The organism is Chromobacterium aquaticum (assembly GCF_021129195.1).
Lineage (GTDB): Bacteria > Pseudomonadota > Gammaproteobacteria > Burkholderiales > Chromobacteriaceae > Chromobacterium > Chromobacterium aquaticum.
In genome coordinates this window covers 25112-41497 of the sequence record NZ_JAJOHW010000089.1, presented here as the reverse complement: position 1 = coordinate 41497, position 16386 = coordinate 25112, and the positions used below count along the sequence as shown (strand labels likewise).

27 protein-coding genes and 1 other RNA gene are annotated in these 16386 nt (G+C 63.0%); 2 read left to right on the top strand and 26 right to left on the bottom strand.

Annotated features, from left to right (window positions below; translation table 11 throughout):
• Positions 1 to 39 precede the first annotated feature (39 nt).
• The 8 genes from LQT98_RS14000 to LQT98_RS13965 are packed head-to-tail and all read right to left on the bottom strand — an operon-like array spanning position 40 to position 5593.
• On the bottom strand, positions 40 to 1458 hold the full coding sequence (locus LQT98_RS14000; protein ID WP_231463033.1) for a phage tail sheath subtilisin-like domain-containing protein: 1419 nt from the start codon (positions 1456 to 1458) through the stop codon (positions 40 to 42).
• Positions 1458 to 1646: a DUF2635 domain-containing protein gene (locus LQT98_RS13995; protein WP_231462974.1), complete on the bottom strand. Its 189-nt coding sequence runs from the start codon at positions 1644 to 1646 to the stop codon at positions 1458 to 1460. The genes LQT98_RS14000 and LQT98_RS13995 overlap by 1 nt, the downstream gene beginning before the upstream one ends.
• On the bottom strand, positions 1643 to 2308 hold the full coding sequence (locus LQT98_RS13990; RefSeq protein WP_231462972.1) for a DUF1834 family protein: 666 nt from the start codon (positions 2306 to 2308) through the stop codon (positions 1643 to 1645). Before LQT98_RS13990 ends, LQT98_RS13995 begins: the two co-directional genes overlap by 4 nt.
• Positions 2308 to 2730: a gp436 family protein gene (locus tag LQT98_RS13985; protein WP_231462970.1), complete on the bottom strand. Its 423-nt coding sequence runs from the start codon at positions 2728 to 2730 to the stop codon at positions 2308 to 2310. Before LQT98_RS13985 ends, LQT98_RS13990 begins: the two co-directional genes overlap by 1 nt.
• The gene (locus tag LQT98_RS13980; protein WP_231462966.1) at positions 2727 to 3122 is read right to left on the bottom strand and encodes a hypothetical protein; all 396 of its coding nucleotides are present in this window, start codon (positions 3120 to 3122) and stop codon (positions 2727 to 2729) included. The genes LQT98_RS13985 and LQT98_RS13980 overlap by 4 nt, the downstream gene beginning before the upstream one ends.
• A gap of 9 nt (positions 3123 to 3131) precedes the next feature.
• A complete protein-coding gene (locus tag LQT98_RS13975; protein ID WP_231462963.1) occupies positions 3132 to 4040 on the bottom strand; it encodes a Mu-like prophage major head subunit gpT family protein in 909 nt (302 codons plus the stop codon).
• A gap of 43 nt (positions 4041 to 4083) precedes the next feature.
• A complete protein-coding gene (locus tag LQT98_RS13970) occupies positions 4084 to 4488 on the bottom strand; it encodes a hypothetical protein (RefSeq protein WP_231462962.1) in 405 nt (134 codons plus the stop codon).
• Between the two features lie 7 nt (positions 4489 to 4495).
• Positions 4496 to 5593 carry a phage protease gene (locus LQT98_RS13965; protein WP_231462961.1) on the bottom strand — a complete coding sequence of 366 codons (1098 nt, stop codon included), beginning with the start codon at positions 5591 to 5593 and terminating at the stop codon, positions 4496 to 4498.
• A 127-nt stretch (positions 5594 to 5720) separates the two neighbouring features.
• Between LQT98_RS13965 and LQT98_RS13960 the strand changes: the two genes are divergently transcribed.
• Positions 5721 to 5993 carry a DUF2513 domain-containing protein gene (locus LQT98_RS13960; RefSeq protein ID WP_231462959.1) on the top strand — a complete coding sequence of 91 codons (273 nt, stop codon included), beginning with the start codon at positions 5721 to 5723 and terminating at the stop codon, positions 5991 to 5993.
• Between the two features lie 153 nt (positions 5994 to 6146).
• Here LQT98_RS13960 and LQT98_RS13955 read toward each other — a convergent pair whose 3' ends face one another.
• Genes LQT98_RS13955 through LQT98_RS13935 form a run of 5 tightly spaced genes read right to left on the bottom strand, consistent with a single transcriptional unit; the run spans position 6147 to position 11049 of the window.
• Positions 6147 to 6710 (bottom strand): phage virion morphogenesis protein, encoded by a 564-nt coding sequence (locus LQT98_RS13955; RefSeq protein WP_231462957.1) that lies wholly within the window; start codon positions 6708 to 6710, stop codon positions 6147 to 6149.
• A complete protein-coding gene (locus LQT98_RS13950; protein ID WP_231462955.1) occupies positions 6707 to 7537 on the bottom strand; it encodes a phage head morphogenesis protein in 831 nt (276 codons plus the stop codon). Before LQT98_RS13950 ends, LQT98_RS13955 begins: the two co-directional genes overlap by 4 nt.
• Positions 7524 to 9101, bottom strand: a complete 1578-nt coding sequence (locus LQT98_RS13945; RefSeq protein WP_231462953.1) for a DUF935 domain-containing protein — start codon at positions 9099 to 9101, stop codon at positions 7524 to 7526. Before LQT98_RS13945 ends, LQT98_RS13950 begins: the two co-directional genes overlap by 14 nt.
• 11 nt (positions 9102 to 9112) lie before the next feature.
• A complete protein-coding gene (locus tag LQT98_RS13940; protein WP_231462951.1) occupies positions 9113 to 10876 on the bottom strand; it encodes a hypothetical protein in 1764 nt (587 codons plus the stop codon).
• A complete protein-coding gene (locus LQT98_RS13935) occupies positions 10873 to 11049 on the bottom strand; it encodes a hypothetical protein (RefSeq protein ID WP_231463035.1) in 177 nt (58 codons plus the stop codon). The genes LQT98_RS13940 and LQT98_RS13935 overlap by 4 nt, the downstream gene beginning before the upstream one ends.
• Here LQT98_RS13935 and LQT98_RS13930 point away from each other — a divergent pair.
• The gene (locus LQT98_RS13930) at positions 11028 to 11240 is read left to right on the top strand and encodes a KTSC domain-containing protein (protein WP_231462949.1); all 213 of its coding nucleotides are present in this window, start codon (positions 11028 to 11030) and stop codon (positions 11238 to 11240) included. The genes LQT98_RS13935 and LQT98_RS13930 overlap by 22 nt on opposite strands.
• Positions 11241 to 11280: 40 nt before the next feature.
• On the opposite strand, the gene LQT98_RS13925 is transcribed toward LQT98_RS13930, so the two are convergent.
• The 13 genes from LQT98_RS13925 to LQT98_RS13865 form a co-directional block, all read right to left on the bottom strand.
• A complete protein-coding gene (locus LQT98_RS13925) occupies positions 11281 to 11469 on the bottom strand; it encodes a hypothetical protein (protein WP_231462947.1) in 189 nt (62 codons plus the stop codon).
• Positions 11462 to 11962, bottom strand: a complete 501-nt coding sequence (locus tag LQT98_RS13920) for a DUF1804 family protein (RefSeq protein ID WP_231462946.1) — start codon at positions 11960 to 11962, stop codon at positions 11462 to 11464. Before LQT98_RS13920 ends, LQT98_RS13925 begins: the two co-directional genes overlap by 8 nt.
• Complete coding sequence (locus tag LQT98_RS13915) at positions 11962 to 12183, bottom strand: hypothetical protein (protein ID WP_231462944.1); 222 nt, start codon at positions 12181 to 12183, stop codon at positions 11962 to 11964. Before LQT98_RS13915 ends, LQT98_RS13920 begins: the two co-directional genes overlap by 1 nt.
• The gene (locus tag LQT98_RS13910; protein WP_231462942.1) at positions 12180 to 12392 is read right to left on the bottom strand and encodes a TraR/DksA family transcriptional regulator; all 213 of its coding nucleotides are present in this window, start codon (positions 12390 to 12392) and stop codon (positions 12180 to 12182) included. Before LQT98_RS13910 ends, LQT98_RS13915 begins: the two co-directional genes overlap by 4 nt.
• Positions 12389 to 12970 carry a hypothetical protein gene (locus tag LQT98_RS13905; RefSeq protein ID WP_231462940.1) on the bottom strand — a complete coding sequence of 194 codons (582 nt, stop codon included), beginning with the start codon at positions 12968 to 12970 and terminating at the stop codon, positions 12389 to 12391. The genes LQT98_RS13910 and LQT98_RS13905 overlap by 4 nt, the downstream gene beginning before the upstream one ends.
• A 194-nt stretch (positions 12971 to 13164) precedes the next feature.
• The gene (locus LQT98_RS13900) at positions 13165 to 13398 is read right to left on the bottom strand and encodes a hypothetical protein (protein ID WP_231462936.1); all 234 of its coding nucleotides are present in this window, start codon (positions 13396 to 13398) and stop codon (positions 13165 to 13167) included.
• Positions 13398 to 13805 carry a M15 family metallopeptidase gene (locus LQT98_RS13895; protein ID WP_231462934.1) on the bottom strand — a complete coding sequence of 136 codons (408 nt, stop codon included), beginning with the start codon at positions 13803 to 13805 and terminating at the stop codon, positions 13398 to 13400. Before LQT98_RS13895 ends, LQT98_RS13900 begins: the two co-directional genes overlap by 1 nt.
• Positions 13806 to 13908: 103 nt before the next feature.
• Positions 13909 to 14268, bottom strand: coding sequence for a hypothetical protein (locus LQT98_RS13890; protein ID WP_231462932.1), 360 nt, complete (start codon positions 14266 to 14268; stop codon positions 13909 to 13911).
• Positions 14269 to 14301: 33 nt separating this feature from the next.
• Entirely contained in the window at positions 14302 to 14733 is a 432-nt protein-coding gene (locus LQT98_RS13885) for a Mor transcription activator family protein (protein WP_231462929.1), read from the bottom strand.
• The gene (locus LQT98_RS13880) at positions 14730 to 15140 is read right to left on the bottom strand and encodes a gp16 family protein (RefSeq protein WP_231462928.1); all 411 of its coding nucleotides are present in this window, start codon (positions 15138 to 15140) and stop codon (positions 14730 to 14732) included. Before LQT98_RS13880 ends, LQT98_RS13885 begins: the two co-directional genes overlap by 4 nt.
• Before the next feature lie 57 nt (positions 15141 to 15197).
• A complete protein-coding gene (locus LQT98_RS13875) occupies positions 15198 to 15623 on the bottom strand; it encodes a hypothetical protein (protein WP_231462926.1) in 426 nt (141 codons plus the stop codon).
• An 11-nt stretch (positions 15624 to 15634) separates the two neighbouring features.
• Positions 15635 to 16318: a DUF2786 domain-containing protein gene (locus LQT98_RS13870; protein ID WP_231462924.1), complete on the bottom strand. Its 684-nt coding sequence runs from the start codon at positions 16316 to 16318 to the stop codon at positions 15635 to 15637.
• A gap of 5 nt (positions 16319 to 16323) precedes the next feature.
• An RNA gene (locus LQT98_RS13865) (hammerhead ribozyme type II) lies at positions 16324 to 16386 on the bottom strand.

Sequence of the window (16386 nt, the reverse complement as noted above, 5' to 3'; positions counted from 1 at the left end):
CCTGGTTGATGCGAGGCGGCCTGCGCCGCCCCTGGGTGTTTACAGCAGCAGGTCGATGCGGCCGGCGAACACGTGCAGGCCGTTGACCACGTCCACCGGGATCTTGGCGTCCAGGCGGTTCACGTCCTGGCTGTCGCGCTCGACGATCAGGCCGTCCTTGTTGGCCTCCACCGCTTCGACGATCTCCAGTTCTTCCAGCTTCAGCAGCACGTCGAACAGCTCCGAACGCACCTTGTCCGGGGTGCGCTCGGACAGCTTCTCGCGCGGGAAGCGCAGCGAGATCCGCTCGCGGCACGCCTTGCGCACGTAGTCCAGGGTGCGGATGGTGGTGATGTCCAGCAGCGCCACGTCGTCGACGCCCTGGGCGTCCTTGGTGTAGGTGCTGATGGCGCGCACGATCTGCACCCGGTCGCCGGGGCCGATCTCCAGCGGCGTCATGCCGTTGTAGAGGGCGTTTTCCTGCTCGGTCCGGGTCGGCCGCTGGTCGATGCCGGTCACGTCGATGCCCGCCAGCTCCAGCGTGTTCAGCGGCCGCGCCGGATCCTCTTCGCTGGCCAGCACGGCGGCGTAGGCGGCGGCGATCTCGCAGGGCAGGCGCAAGGCGCCTCGATGCCACGCGCCAGTGATGCGGCCGCTGTTGATCTGTCCGGCCAGGGTGGTGCCGCTCGCCAGCGAGCCAGGCCACCCAAACACGCCGATGGCTCCACGTTGCTCCATCGGCCCGGACACGAAGTCAAGGTGACTGCGGATCACGGTCAGCTGCGCTTGACTCGACAGCGGGGCCACGATGATGTTGTGTCCGCCGCCGGCCATTGCCGCCAAGGTGGCGGTATAGTCCGGGTCCAGGGTGCCGCCGGCCAGGGTCACCACCGCTACGGAGAGGCCGGGCGCGGTAGCGCTGGCCACCAGCTTCAGGTCATTGCCGATGGTGCCCTTGTGGACGCACGTCACGGTGACCACGCCCGACGCCACCGCGCCGGTTGCCGGCAGATCCGTCCGGGCGGCCAGCGCCGCGCCCAGGGCCGTCGCCACGGCGGCGGCGGTGTCGCCGCTGCTGACCGCGACATCGACCCGAGTCGCGCCGACCCACAGCTTCAGCACGCCGCTGCCGGTAGCTGTGCCGGTCAAGGTCACTGTGCCAGAGGCCGCCACACCGGCCGGATCCGCGATGGCGACGGCGGTCAGCTGCAGGTACGGGTAGGCCGTGATCGCGGCGCGGGCAATCAAGTGCAGCTGAGAGCCGCGGCCAAACAGCTGCGCCGCCTGCTCGTCGCTGAACACGTCGGCGGGCACCATCGCCGCCTGGGTGCCTGCGGCCAGTTTCTGGCCCAGCACCAGCACGCGCTGCGGATTGCCCGGCAGCGTGCGCACCGCCAGCTTGGTGTTGAATTCGAAGTACTTGCCGGGCTTGCGGATGCTGGCCGGGATGCTGTCGAAGCTGATATTCGGGCTGGCCATCATTCACCCCCTTTCTTTGCGGTGGTTTTGGCGCTGTCGGCGGCGTCGATCTCGATCAGATCGCCATCGGCCTGGATACGCAGGTAATAGGCGCTGTTCGGCACGTCCACCGTAGCGGCGTCGGTGATGAACTCACGCGGTTTGTCTTCCCTCGGCACCTTGATGCCGGGCGCGGCTTTCACTTTCATGGATCGCTCCTTGTGAGAATGTCCGAGGCGTCGGGCTGGCCGTCGTCCGGCATCAAGTGGTAATTCAGGCCGGTGCGCAGCCAATCCGGATCCGGCTCGCCGGTCTTGCCCTGGTAGCCGGTGAACACCGCGTCCGGGTCGTCAACCGTATCCGGCGCGCCGGCAGCCGGAGGCATCGGCCAGCGCAGCTGCGGCAGGGCTTCTTCCATCCAGAAGGTCGAGAACTCGCAGGCGAACACCGAGAACGCGTCGTTCTCCAGACGTGAGTTGAACAGGGTGCGAATCCGGCCGGGCTGCAGCGGATGAATCGGCAGGCCCAGGTCCTGGGCCGATAGCAAGCGGCGCACCGCGGTGACCAGCCGATACGTCCCGACTTCCGCCACGGCAGCGCCACCACGGCGGCTCGCTGCTTCGCTGCGCACGCTGCGGTCGCCGACCATCACTACGAAGCTGGCGTCGGCTTTGTATTTCCACTTCGACGCCGAGTACGGCTCGGTCTTGGGAACGCCGCCGAAGGTCACCCACGCTGCCGGGAAACGCCGGATCGCTTCCTCCAGCCCGTCGTCCAGTTCGCCGCCATAGCTGCCGACTTCGCGGACCATGCGGCCGAGGCCCAGGCGCAAACGCGCGATGATGGCCTCTTCGGTTCTGGCGATGATCATCAGAATAGCCCTCCGTCGCGAGCGAACACCCGCGTGCCGCTGGCGAACTGCACGGTGTTGTCGGTTGGCATGGGTGCGCCGTCCGGCATGCCGCCCAGCGTGACCTTGCCGGCGGCCACCAGCTCCAGGAACCTCACCGCATCGCGGTAGCGGTCGCGGATGTCGTCGGTCACCCGCGTGCCGCTACCGCAAAGGCGATAGCGGGCGATATCGCATGCGTAACCGGTGAGGATCTTCGGCGGCAGACCCAACGGCAGCCGGTAACGGCTGCTGATGTAGCCGTCGATCTCGACGCCGGCCGCTTCCAGCGCACCCGCCAGCACCGTCTCGTCGACTGCGCCGGCAAAGGCGCGGTCAGTCAGCGCAATGACTTCCCCTTCGCCGAAGCGCGCCACCATGTCGTCGCGGGTTGCGTACATCATTCGCCCCCGCCGACGCGGAGCAGCTGCAAGGACAGCATCGGCTCCTGGCACAGCATTTCGAATTCGGCGACGGTCAACTCGCTCAGCGGGATCCGGGTAACTTCGCGAGTAAACAAGCGGCCGGCGCGGCGGAACTGTTCGCACTTCGCCACCACCTCGACGGTGTCGGGGGCAAACATCCCCGTCACTTCAGGCGGCAGCGCGGGCGGCTGGTCTGCCGCTTGGGCGTCGGCCTGCTGCAGATCGCCTTCGGTCGCAGCGCCAGATTCCTGGATGCTCGGCGGCAACTCCGGCTGCAGCACGCCCGGCGGCTCCACCGCCTGGGCGGCGGGCGGCTGCAGCTTCTCTTCGGCCGCCCCGCTCGGCGCGGCCTTGGTGTTGGTTTTTGCCATAACGCCCCCTTAGGCCACGCTGCCGTCGGAGCCGTAAGCCAGCTGCCAGAATCCGTAACCACCGGCCGCGCGGGCCTCCGCGCCGAACTTGTACTTGCGGCGATTAAACACGTCGTCGGCCTGCGGATCGGTCTGCTGGACGAATACCGGCTTTTTGCGCTCCTGGTAGATGAAGGGCTTGACCGGCTTGGTGGTGTCGAGCAAGAACCAGGCGTCGTCCGAGGTCAACCAAGGCACCACCACCAGCTCGGCCGTACCTTTGTATGGGTTGGTCTTGCCATCGTCGAGGCGGTCGTTGCTCAGCAGCGCCCGGGCGATGTCTTCCAGGGCCGGCGGCACAAGCAACACGTTCGGGGTGATGTTCAGCGGGCGGCCTTCGTCGTCCTTGAACTTCTTCATCGCCGTGCGCGCAACGCCGTAGCTGGCCTGGGCGGCCGCTTGCGACGCGGCGGACAGTTTCTTGGTGCCCTTGTTCGATACCGAGGCATCAGCCACCGGGTGATCGACGTCGAAGAAGTACTGACCGTCGTAGCACAGGCTGTTGAACGACTTATTGACCAGGTCGAACACGATCTCGTCCGGCAACTGCTTGGCCGAGAAGCCGGCCATCTGCGCTTGCGGCGCGTAGATGCCGAGGTTGTCGTCTTCGATGTCGTTGCGGTCCACTTCGACGGTGGTTTCAAAGTCGTCGTTGGTGATGCTGTAGCCGAAGGCGGACAGCGCTTTGACCGCTTTCTCGCCGATCCACTTCTGCATGCGCGGGAAGTTGGCCAGCCACTTGTAATCGTTGGAACGGGCTGTCGACGGCACCAGCATGGCGATTTTCTGCCACTGGCTCGGCGCGCTGTCGAAGGCTTTGTTGAAGGTGGTCTTCAGGTTGACGAAGATCGCCTTCAGCGTAGCGGCGTTGATGATCATGGGGTTTGCTCCTTCCAGTCGCTGGGGTTTAGATGCCCTGGATTTAGATGACCCACACGCCGTCGACGTCGACACCGAGTACGGTGCCGGCTTGCGAACGGGTGTTGGTGCCGTTGGTTTTGGCCACGGTCTGGTTGTCGACGATGTAGCAGGCGCGGCCGACGCTTGCTTGGGTGACGGGGTCACCGGATTCGTTGGCCCACTTGAACGCCTTGCCGCGGCGGATCGTCATGCTGATCGCGCCGTCGGCTCCGGCGGTGTTGTCGGCCAGCACTTCGGCGCGGCCGAGGTAGGCCAAGGTCGTCGCCGTCGCGCCGTTGGTGGCGAATCCGGTCGCGCTGGCGGCAACCAGCGCCCCGGCCGGGATTTTTTGGCCGGCGGCCACCGGCACCACGATCAGCGAGCCATCCTTCATCGGGGTGTTACGGTCTTGAGTCGTAGCGGTCATGACGTGCTTACTCCTTCATCGCGGCGGCCACGGCGGCCGGGTCGTTGCCAAACATGCTGCAAACCGCCAGCGTATCAACGTCCAAGCCGGTTTCCGGGTCAGCCGCGGGCGGCTTGCCTTGGGTTTGGGTAGACGACAGCGCGGCGATGCTGGGGGCGCTGGCAAGATAGGACTGCAGCGCGTCCAGATTGGATTTGCCCAGGCCGCGCGCCCATTCTTCCTGTACCGGCAACAGCCGGCCGTCGGACAGCGCCACCGTCACCAGGTCTTCGACGACGCGGCCTTGCTGCTGGGCAGTCAACGCGGCGACTTGCTCCTGCAGTGCGCGCATGGTCTCCACCGACACGAAGCGGGCGGGGTCGACCTGGGTTGCCGACAGCGTAGCGATGCGTTGCTGCTGGCCGGTGAGCATGCCGAGCAAGTCAACACTGGCGGCGGCGGTGCCTTGGCCGGCGGACAAGTGGTCAATCAGTTTCTGAAGCTGTGCTTTGGTGTCTTCTACCGTTGCGCCTACCGGCAGATTCAACATCCAGCGCAATTGCTCCAGCAGTTCGGCGATATCCATGGATTCCTCCTGGATGGTTGGGGGGAGAGAAACTGTCGCTAAGAGCGACAAGGCGGCGACCGACAACTCCGGCAACTCATCGAGCGCCGGGTTATTGGTCAGAGCGACATGCAGCAGGCCCGTGATGCGGCCTTCCTTGTCGTATTTGAAGACGGGAGAGAGGTAGCCATACTCATCGGACTCGAGCATCGCGGCGGCGGCCGTCGTCCATTCGACGTCGATGGCGTAGAGTCCATCGTCCCGCCACTCCAGCGTGCGGAACCAGCCAGCGGCAGGCGCGGGCTTGCCGTTCTCGATGCTGCGCAGGGTTTGATGCTCATAGTCGATTACATAGCGCGTCCTCCGGTCGGTGGCTGCGGCAATCAAAATGGCGGCCTGTACGCTATCCATCTTCCAGGCGGGCACCTCGGCCGGCCGGCCGTCACGGGCGCGGAAACTACCGGCCGGGATCAGCTTGACGACGCGAGGCGCCTTGCCTTCCGTTCCGGCTTGTTTGAGGTCGACCGTCAGAGCGGCGATGAAATGTGTCAGGTGTGGCATGCCCCCATTTTGATGGGACACTGCGAGAGGGCTTAGCTGAGGGTCTTCAGTGGAAATTGATGCAGCGCATTGACCGGATCCGGCGGCGTGTCACAATACAATTCCCATTGTCATAGGAGAGTATTAAATGAGAAGAAGTAAGACGGTGATCAAGGCCATGTTGCAAGGTATCGTCAAAGCAGAAGGTGGCAATGAAAAGGAGGTACGCACGTTTATTGCCGAGAAGACTGGAGCAGGAACCGAAGAGCAAGACTTTCATTTTGCTTTATTGGAAGAAGCTGGTTTTTTATCCAGCCGTGCAGACGGTGATCGTATGCGGCTTGTCATGGGTGTAACTTACACACTGACTTGGAAAGGGCACGACCTACTTGATGATCTCGAAGCAAGTCCACTTTTCTGATGTGACCTGGCAAATATCACCCAACAGGCTACCCTCCAATCCCGCTACAGGGCGTTTAAACCCTGTTTAATTTCAACGATGCGGGGTTTCGGTGCATCACCGCACCACCAGCCATACTAAAAACGCGCCAGAACGGCGCGTTTCGTTTTGGGGTCAACCGCCCGTGGCGGCTCTCAGATAGTCCTCCACCGTCGCCTCGATCTCGCGCATGTCCTCGTCGCCCAGCACAAGAAAGGGTCGCGCCGGGATCTTGCTGCCGGGGTGGTTGACCTTGCGCACCGGATGCCGGCCGCCTGCCCAGGCCAGCGCGCGCTTGTTGCGCGGCCGGATCTCGTGGGCCTTGGTTTGCCCGCCGAACTGCTGGATCGCGGCGTACTTCACATTGGTGCCCACCACCGCGTTATCGTTGCTGCTAACTTGCGTGATGCTGCTGGCCAGCCGGCCGGACGCCTGCAGGATTTTGCCGCCGCGCACCTTCTTCTCGAAGCGCGCCGCCGATACCTGGCCGCGTTTTGTTAGTGCTCCAGCACGCGACATCCAGGACGCCGGCTTCAATCCCTGCCAGGCAGGCCGGCCCTCACGCGCGAAGTTCTCTTCCACCGCGCCGGCCATGATGCCGGCGATGGCTTGCATCAGCGGCACGCGGTGCGTGACCGCTTTCTCAAGCCGCTGCAGCGCGGCGAGAACGCCGCTGTTGTCCACCTTGATGTCTATCATGCGGCCTCCTTGTACTTGCGGTATTGCTTCGCCAGCTCCGGCGGGTATCGGCTCAGATCAGGCTCATAGGCGGCAACGCCAGGATTGAAGCCGAAGCCGGGATCCGCGACGAAGCGCTTGCCGGTAGCCGGGTCGTTGAAGGCGATTACCTTTCGCGTATTGCCTTCGCGGTCTATCGGCTGGTCCACTTCTTCCAGCCGCCCCTCGCTGCTCGACGCCAGCAGCTCCAAACGCTCCATGTCCCGCGCGCTGCGAGTGCGCACCCTGCAGCGGCAGTTCCAGCCGTTGGGCGGATAGAAGCGGCTCCAGAACGGGTCGTCGTAGCGAAAGACGCGGCCGTGCAAGCTACGGTGCGCCGGCCGGGTGCGGTTGTCCATGACGGCCACGTACTCCCAGTACGGCCGCAACTCGGCGCTGGCCAGTTGCTCCTGGAAGCGGCCGGCCATATAGGACGACTGCAGGTTGGTGCGGAAGATGGTTTCGAGCCGGCGCGGGTTGAGCCGCTTGCCCAGGATCTCGCCGGTTGCTTCGTCGACGATGCGCCCCTTGCCCCACCAGCCCTTGGCCTCCAACAGCGGCTGCAGCCGGTTTTGGAAGTCGGCCAGGGTTTCGCCATTCTCAAGCGCGGCCGTCAGCGCTTCGCGCACATCGGTCAGCACGTCCAGCCGAGTGATGCCGGACACGGTAAACGCGCGCGCATGCGCCTCGGCCCAGACGTCCTGCCACTTGAAGCTGATCGCGTAGCCCTTCTCTTTGAAGTAGGCGATAGCCTCCTCGGGCGGCAAACCGATAGCGTAGCTCAGATCGACCGCGTCAGCTGTCGGCATTCAAGCGCCCCCACACATCGGCGACGAACATCGCGCGCGCCAGCATCTCCGTAATCGCGTCGTCGGACAGCAGCGGGAAAGCCGCCGTCAGCGCCTCGACTGCGTCATCCGGCGTCGCGCCGCTGCGCAGCGCTTGGATCACCGGCTCAAGCAGGGTGTTAGCCTCGCCGCTCAGATCCGGCAACTCGATGTCGTCCAGCGCCGCCTGATCGGGATACACCACTTCGCCCTGGGCATTTGTCAGGACCGCGCGATAAGACAACGCCGCCTTGGCCTCCTTGGGCCGCAGCTCCGGCGGCAGGGACATTTCCGGGCGCGGCGCGATCAGCACGTCTTCGTTGGCCTGGGGCGTGGGGATCGCCAGCTTCTCGTAGACCCAGGCGGTGGGCACTTTCAGGCCCAGGCCCACCAGCGACGGCAACGCGTCCGAGTACAGCTTCAAGTCTTCCGGCTGCCGGGTATCGAACACCAGGCGCGGCATGCGTCGCGGATCCACCTGACCGAAGTTCAGGACCGCCAGCGGATAGAGTAGGTCTCGGGTCAGCGAGCCTTCCAACTGACGCGCGTCACTTACTGTCAGGTCGTGGCGCACTTCGTTGTGTATCGCGCCGAGGGCGTTGGTCGAGGTCTTGCCGTCGGCCTGGCTGGTCAGCGTGCCGCCGAGGATGGCTTTGGACTGGGTCCGCTCGCACCAATCCATCATCGCCTGGAACGGCTCATGGCTGCCGTTGGCGGCGTTCTGGAACTCGATCAGCATGCTGTCCGGGATGATGCCGGCCGCGTTGTGACCGATACTGGCCACCGCCTGCAGAAGCGTGGCCTTTTCTTCTTTGCTGGCCCCCGGCGGGTACTTGCCCAGCCGCAACGGCAAGCCGTAGATCTCCAAAAACTCGGCCCAGTCTCGGACGCTGAAGTTCTTGAACAGATAGGGCCAGGCCAACACGCGGTGCAGGCCCGCGCGGTTCAGATAGCCGGACTTGGCTTTATGGCGATGGATCACCCAGCCGAACCTCCAAGGGTCCGCCCCTTCGGCAGAGCCATCGCGCAACCGCAGCGCGTTGCCGTCATGCGGCAGGGTCTGGAACCAGCGCTGCGGCCGATGCGTCAGACTCCGCGGCAGCCAGTCGCTGCCCAGACGTTGCCACTCGATCTCCAGCGCGGCAAAGGCGTGACCGATGCCGTCAAGGCAGTCCAGCACCACGTCGTCGAATTCGGCCATGTCCGCCAGCCACTCCTGCAGCTGATCTGCCTGCTTTTTCTCCGCGGCGCTGGCGTTACGCGGCGGCGCGATGCTCCAGTCCAGAGTCAACAGAGCGCGCTTGCGCTTGGACATCTCGGCGAGGATGTGGCCGTCCTTCTCCTCCATGTCGGTGAACAGGTCGGCTTGCGCGGCCAGGTTGCCTTGTTCGGCGTCCTCCAGGACCCGGGCCAGGCGCTGCGGCGTCAGCCCGCGCGACGGGTGCTCGGCGAACTCGCGCGTAACCCAGCCTACGCGGGCGGTCTGAGGCTCGTGCAGGACTTCTTTTTGAATCGGTTGACCGAATTGGTCCACAATTTGCGCCATGTTTGTCACTCCTACCATGCGCCGGATCCGGCGCTGAACCCGCTGTCGTTGTCACCTCGGCCACCACGGGCCACAGGCGTGAACTCGAACACGGCATTGCCGCGCGTCGATGCGATCATCCACAGGATCTGCAGCGCGTTGAGGCCGTCGTAGTGATGGTTGGTTTGCGGCTCCGGCCAGGTGTCCAGCTCGGCCAGCAGATTGGTCAATGCCGGGCTGATCAGGATCCGCGGCACGAAGGCGTCGCAGATGAACGGCTCCAGGGAGTCGATGCGCACCTCCGGCGCGGCCAGAGACGTCACGCCGACCAAGGGCAAGGGCACGCCCGCGTTCAACGCGTCCTGCATCATGGTGTGGCGCATATGCTCATAAGCGTTGTTGTTCTCAAAGCCCCAGGCTTGGCAGCGCTGCTCGCGCTGCGCCTTGATCAAGTCCGACAACAACTTCGACGGCACCCGTCGTTTAATCTCGGCTTCGACCACATGCAAAATCTTGGTATGCCGGTCCCAGCCGCCGCACAAGATTGCGGACGGGTCCGACGACTCGCCGCGGCCCATCGACGGGTCGCACGCGCCAAACATGGTCCAGTCCGGGAGGCGCTGAACCCAGAACTGGACGTTGCCAAACACCTTGTCTTCGTCGCTGCGCGGATCGCCTTGCATCTCGGTCTTGAAGGCGGTGCCATTTTTGGCACGTTGCCGCATCAGCCAGTACAGCGAGCGGACGCTCGGCCACGACGTCACCGCGCCGGCATCCATCAGCACCTGGTTGCCCAGGTAGAAACGGTAGGACGGCAGCTCGGCGTCGGACAGCTTGCGGCCGGCCTCGTTTGCGGCCTCCGCGGCCTTTTTGTCCTCGTTCAGCATCAGCGCATGGCACTGCTCCCACAGATCCATGTGGGTGGGCAGCTTTTCGATGGCGCGGAAGTGGTGGACGATGTGGCCGATAGTGCGCTTGGCCCGGCTGATCGGGTCGTCCTTGTTCAACACGGTGCCGACGCCCAGGTACTTGACCGAGCCGTCCGGCGGTCCCAGGTAGTCAATCGCCTTGCCGAGCCAGTTCCAGCGGTTTTCACGCTCGGTCGGGCTTTTGGCTTCGGCGTCGGTGATCAGGTCGTCGCCCAACAGCAGCTTGGGCCGGCTTGCACCGTGAAACGTCCCGCGGATCGCTTGCTCCGCGCCGAAGGGTTCTACTTTCACCCCGGTGCGGGTGACGAACTCGCCGACCTTCCACATCGGGCCTCGGCCGGTGGCTTCAGGGAAGTCCAGCGCCAGTTGCGCGTTGACCGTCAGCTCAGTCTTGACCACCTCCAGCAGCTTGGTCGGCAACTTGGTTTCCGCGCCCAGCAGGATGATGTAGTCGATGAAGGGAGGCGGCGGGCCGGCCCAGCCCACTTCTTTGCGCACTTCCGGCCGCTGCATCAGCCCTTGCACCGCGCACCAGGTCGGCCCGATCTTGGTCAGCAGGGAGGACTTGGCTTCACCCCGCGGCGCGATCCACCACTCGGTCACGCCGCCCGGCTCGCGCAGCAGCTGCGGCAAGCGCTTGCATAGATGGTCCTGGAACAACGACGGCGTGCCGCGGATGTGGTGCGGGAAGTAGGTATAGGCGAAGAACTCGAAATCGCCATCCCGCAGCACCCTGCGGCGTCGGGCTTTGATCGCTTCAGGCGACGAGTCCAGCCCGGCCTGGTGCGCCTCAATATCGCGCTTGAGCTGCGCGGAGAGTTCGCGCAGCTCGTCGAAAAATTCCTTTGTGGTGAACGCCTGGCTCATGGCTCCACCAAACCTGCCATAAGCTCATCCAGTAAGGCCAGGAAGTCTTCGCAGTTGGCCAGCGGATGACCGAGCGCGTCCCTAAACCCATAATATTCAAAATGGGTGATAATCTCCGCTTTCGACATACTTTGAAAGCGAGGAAGTGGCAATGGAGAGAACTCGGGTTTCATCTTCGACGATCCGTTCAATTGGTTACAATGAAGCAACTTCCACCTTGGAGGTTGAGTTTCTAAACGGCCATGTCTACCAATATTTCAGTGTGCCGTTCGACCGTTATCAGCGCCTGATGGCGTCAAACTCCAAGGGCAGCTTTCTAGCAAGCCGTATCAAAGGCAATTACCGTTACCGGCAAGTGCGTTGAGGCCTCGCTGGCGTTGCCGAGGTATCGCGCAACTCAGCGTTCAGCGCTGGATCTCGGCACCCAGCAGCGCCATCGCCATGACGGCATGTCCGTCGGGATAGTCCGCCATCACATCGCGCAGCCGCTGCAGCGCCTCGGCGACGCGCTTCTGATCATCCGGCTCCAGATCCGCAATTGCGTCCTTGATCAGCAAATAGGTCTGTTGTTCCGCATTCATCTCGTCATCCATACAGTTTCGCCAGCTCGTTGCCGAACGGCTCCAGCACCTCGACAAAGGCCGCAGCATGCTGCGGGTGGTTGTCGCGGATGTACGCCGCCATCTTCTGCACTACGTCCATGGCCGTCGCCAGCTGACTGGTTTCCGGCAACACTTTGCGGCTGGCCGCCACGGTCTTGTTGAACGAGTCGGCCAGGCTGGCCAGCATCGCGACCTTCTTTTCCGCAGGCAGATCCCCGTTGGTGTTGATCGCGTCCATCGTCGTCTGGTACTGCGTCAAAAAGCCGGCCAGCGCCGCCCGCGCGACGTTCTCGATGCCGTCGCCGGCCAGGATCGCCGCTGCGCGCAGTTTGTCCCAGTCGTCGCCGGCCTCGGCCGCTTCGCGTTTCCAGCGGCTCGCGGTAGACATCGACACATCGCACTGCAGCGCCGCCACCTCCAGCCCAATTCGGTCAAACACATAAAGGCGCCTGACCTTGTCGCGGGTCTCCGGTGCATGCGCCATTACGTCAACGCCCGTTTAACCACCTCGACGGCGATGGCGGTGCCGACGGCCACGATGCCGCCGCTGATCGCCCCGGTCTTTGCGGCTTGTTGCTCGACGTGGCGCAGCCGCTCGTCCATGCTGTCCAGCCGTTCGTTCTGCTGTTGTTGGCTGGTCACAATCATGTCCAGCTTGCCCTCGATGCGCCCCAGGGCGCGGGTGACTTCGTTGTTGTCGCTCATCTGGCATTGATCCTCTCGTGAATGGTTTGGCACTCAAAACAGCGGGTGCAGCCCTTGGCAAAGGTCTGGCGGTTGTCCGGTATCGCGTCGCCGCAGTCTTCACAATGACTGAGGCTCGCGCCGGTTTTTTGCTGTGCTGCCTGCCGGGCCAGCGCCTGCTCGCGCTGACGCAGCTCCAGTTCTTGCGCCTGGTCGAAGATGTCCGTCATTGGGTCGGAGCACCTCCATGGAGATGGGCCAGGGTGCCCAGTTGAGCTTCAAGCTGTTGGCACCACGCGCCATAGTCGGCGGCGTGGGCGATCAAGTCCGCCGGCTGTAGCCCGGCACCGGCGGCCCCGGTTTGACCGGGATTTGCAGCATCTCCGGCGTTGGCTGCGGGCAGACCCGGATCACGCTCGGGGTAGCCGAGGGCTGAGCTGTAGAGCCGCAGGCCGCCAGGGCCGAGGCCAGTAAAACGATCACCATCAGATTGGGTCGCATCGGCAATCCTTTGCTTCAGTTGGGTCTGGGTGGTAGCCAACTGGGAACGGGTTTGCAGCAGCTCCCAGCCCAGCTTGTTGGCTTGTTCTGCGAGCTTCTGCTGGCCGGCCAGCGCGGTCGCCAGCTCGCCGGCTTTGGCATCGGCCGCGCGAGACCGCTCTTGCTCGTGAGAGAGCTGGACCGCCTGCAGCCTGCTGGCGGCGGCGGTTGACGCGACTTTCTGGCCGGAATAGAAGCCAGCACCAAAGACCAGGGCAATGGCGGCGGTAATGGCCAAGGGCTTGATGAAGGGGCGGATATCAAACATGGCGAGTTCTCCGCTGTTTGCGCGCCTTCCTGGCGGCGCGGCGGATCGCCGCCACGCCGGACTTGCGGCCAGGCATCGGCCAACTGAGGCAGACCGGCGCGGCGCTGGGGATGGGCCGCGGCTGAACGTCGGGAGCTTGGACCTTGGCCGGTGATAGCAAGCGACGCCCCCAGCTCGCCAGGCGCTGCGCGAGCTTAAGCATCCTTGCCCCCTTTGGCGTTGTCGCGACGTGTGGCGATCCAACTACGCGCGGCCGAGTAGCCGCCCACGACGCCGAGGTAGATCAGCCAGATCTCGGGCGTCAATGCACCCATCACGCCCAGATGAATAAACATGCCGGTTGCGGCCGCGCAGGCAACATTCGCCCACAATTTGCTGTGGCTCAACCGGTTGGTTGCAGGGTTTTTAAACAGGTCGCCGAGGCTCATTACTGATACCCCTTGGCCAGCTCGAAGTGCGGGAACTCCTTGAACTGCGCATTGGGACGGCCGTACCAGTTCAGCCCCAGCTCCATTCCAATCTTGCCCATCACTTGCCAGTGCGGATGTTTGGCGTCCCACATCGGCTTGCCGCCGATGGTGGGCACCACGTCGAAGGCGCGAGCGGCCGGCTTGCCCTGGATCATCGCGTTGTGGGCCGATTGTCCGGCGCGGGCATTGGTTACGCGCGGGCCAGGCTTGGTCCGACCCTGGGCATACAACTCGTCCTGCTCAGCGCCAGAACGATAAGTGGTGGTAATGAGGGCGGTGACTCCGGCGGCTTCGCAGCGGCGTACAAACTCGCGACACAGAGGCTGCAAGTCCGGGTGCAGATCCTCGATTTTTCGGCTTGCCATGACGACGATATCCTTCTCACTGAAGCCCGTCACATTGACGGAGAACACCGCCAGAATAAGAAAGCGCCCCAGTTGGGGCGCTGTGAGGGTCTTCAGTGAGTTTTTACTTCTTGGCTATCTGCTTCATCAACTTCTTCGCCATGATCCATGCCGACTCGCTTTGATCTGGGCGCAATTTGCTACAGTAAGTCCACTCGTTCGAATAATCGCCAGACTGGACTTTAGGATTGTTGGATGATGCGATGACCCGATACCAGGCGCAAGCATCTACAGGCTTTTTGGGTACATAGTTTGGCGAGTCAGTTGTTGCCCATCCAATTGCATAGCTGTAAGCCAAATTACGTTGAGCTTGATAATCGCCACGCATCGCTGATTGTTGCATCTGAATTTCTGACTCAGCCACTGCATTTGTCGATACGGCAATCAAGCATACCAATGCTAACTTTGATAAAGCATTGCACATTGCAAACTCCTGCTGTTATATCCATTTTGGATGTTAAAACAGCTTGCCTTGCGGTGTCTCGCTAATCTGGTCCACCTTTTTCAGCACCATCCAGACATTGCGCTCGGTCATCTGGTATTTGCGCGCCAGCTGGTTGACGGCATGCACGGCCGGGTGCTCGCGGGTCAGCTCGTCGAACTCGGCCCGGATCAACCTGTCGCGTACTTCTCGCATCGCTACTGCGCAGCGCGGGATCGCAAGCACTTCACCTCCAAAGTGGGCGGTGAGCTTATCGGCGGCATCGACGCCCACAACTTCAGCCAGCGCTTCATAGCGGATCTGTCCGTCACGGCGCTTGTTCTTGCTGACCGGGAATGTGGTTCCGCCCCAGACTTCCACCAAGCGTGCGGCTTTGGGCAGGCCGATCAGGGTGGCGATCAGCTGGGCCATTTCCGGCAACAAATGCTGCACGTCTTCAAGTTTCATCTCATGTCCCTCCCATGTCGTTTCGCGTCGTAAGTCAGCGCCGCCACCAACTTCTGCAACTGCTCCGCGTCCAGCCAATCCACCTTGTCCACCGTGAACATGCGCTTGGCCATTGCGTCGGCGTAGGCCCAGGGACGCTTGGCTTCCGCCAGCAGCGCCTCGACCTTGTCCATCAGCGCCTTGCGATCCCGTCCCACGCTGGGCCGCTTTCCGGTCTTGGCCGCGGTCTTCGGCTTCCAGCCGCAGCGTTTGAGATGGGCCAACACCTTGTTGACGCCAGCAACTGTCAGGTCTTTGCTCGACGACACGCCGGCAATGCTCTGCAGCATCGCGCGGTAAGTGTCGTCGTCCAGTGCCAGCTCTTTCTTTGCGATGTGGATCTTCGCCAGGGCGGGATTGCGGTTCATTTGTCACTCCGTTAAAACACGTTGCGGAGCCGGCAAGCGCCGGCTCGACACCGGGTTCTATGCCGCTTGTTCCGCAAGGATCTCGATGGAGTCGCAGACCTTGCAGAGATGGTTGATGACGGCCTTGCCGCTGGCCCAGGTGACGCAATAGCCGGTTACGGTCGCGGTCCAAAACGGATCCTCAGCACACATTTTCTTGAAGCAGCGCTTGCCTACGGCCTTCTCCAGTTCGTCCCTTTTTTTCTGGCTGACCTGCGGGCGCACTGACTTGCGTAAAAACTTTTGCTCCGGGTGCTCTTCCTTGCCGGACATCCACTTGCCTTGCCAACTGCCATTCACATAGGTGACAACGCGATAGCTCATGCCTTTGCTACGCTCAACAACCAAATCCACTCGATAGCCATCGCACTGGAGACGGACCCGCCCCCAGGGGGTACTCAGCGCGTCGATCAGCTCCTGCTTCTGCTCTTTGCTTAATTTCATGTGGCACCTCCTTACTGGCCCAAGGCCAAGGGTTTATTGTCGACTCCGTGGTTCAGCTGCGCCTCGCGTCCGGCATTCCAGCCGGCGCGACGTGCATCCACATCGCCACCGCGCAGGTTCTTGCCTGCTTGGCGATCCCTCGGCACCAATGAGCCAAGGTCTGCGTATTCCTTAGCCATGTAGATCTCCAGCGCCTCTTCATTGGCAGCCGTGCCGGCAAAGGCTTCAATCTGACGACGCACAGCTGCAACCCAGGCTTCGCAGAACAGATCAGCGCGGCGAGTACGGCTTGCAGGAACCAGGCGTTTGCAATGGGTTTGCTGGTAGACGCTGCGAGCCTTGCGCAACTGGCGCATCAGCACCGTAAAGGCATAGGTGGCGATTTCAGCGGCCGGCCCGCAGCCGATGAAAGTCCAGTAACCCGCCTTCCACTCCTGGACAAAAATCTTGCGGCAACCAAAGGCGGCAGCAACAGCGCTGGAGAGCTGGCTTTCCCACTTCACCGGCTTGGCTTTGGCTCCCGCTTTCGCCTTGGCTTCGCTTACCTCCGCCATCAGGATGTCTCCATCCTCCACGCCGTATTTGCGCATTAGCGCCTGCGCTTGTCGCAGCGCGGCGGCGGCTTCGTGCTCGTTCGCGCTCTTGGCCAGCGCTAAGCACTTCCTGATCTTTTCAATTGCGGTTTGCTTGTCCATGTTTTCCTCGGCTGCTCATCAGTACCGGGCCACCACGCCCGGCAGACCGCCTTGCGGCGGTTTCGCGG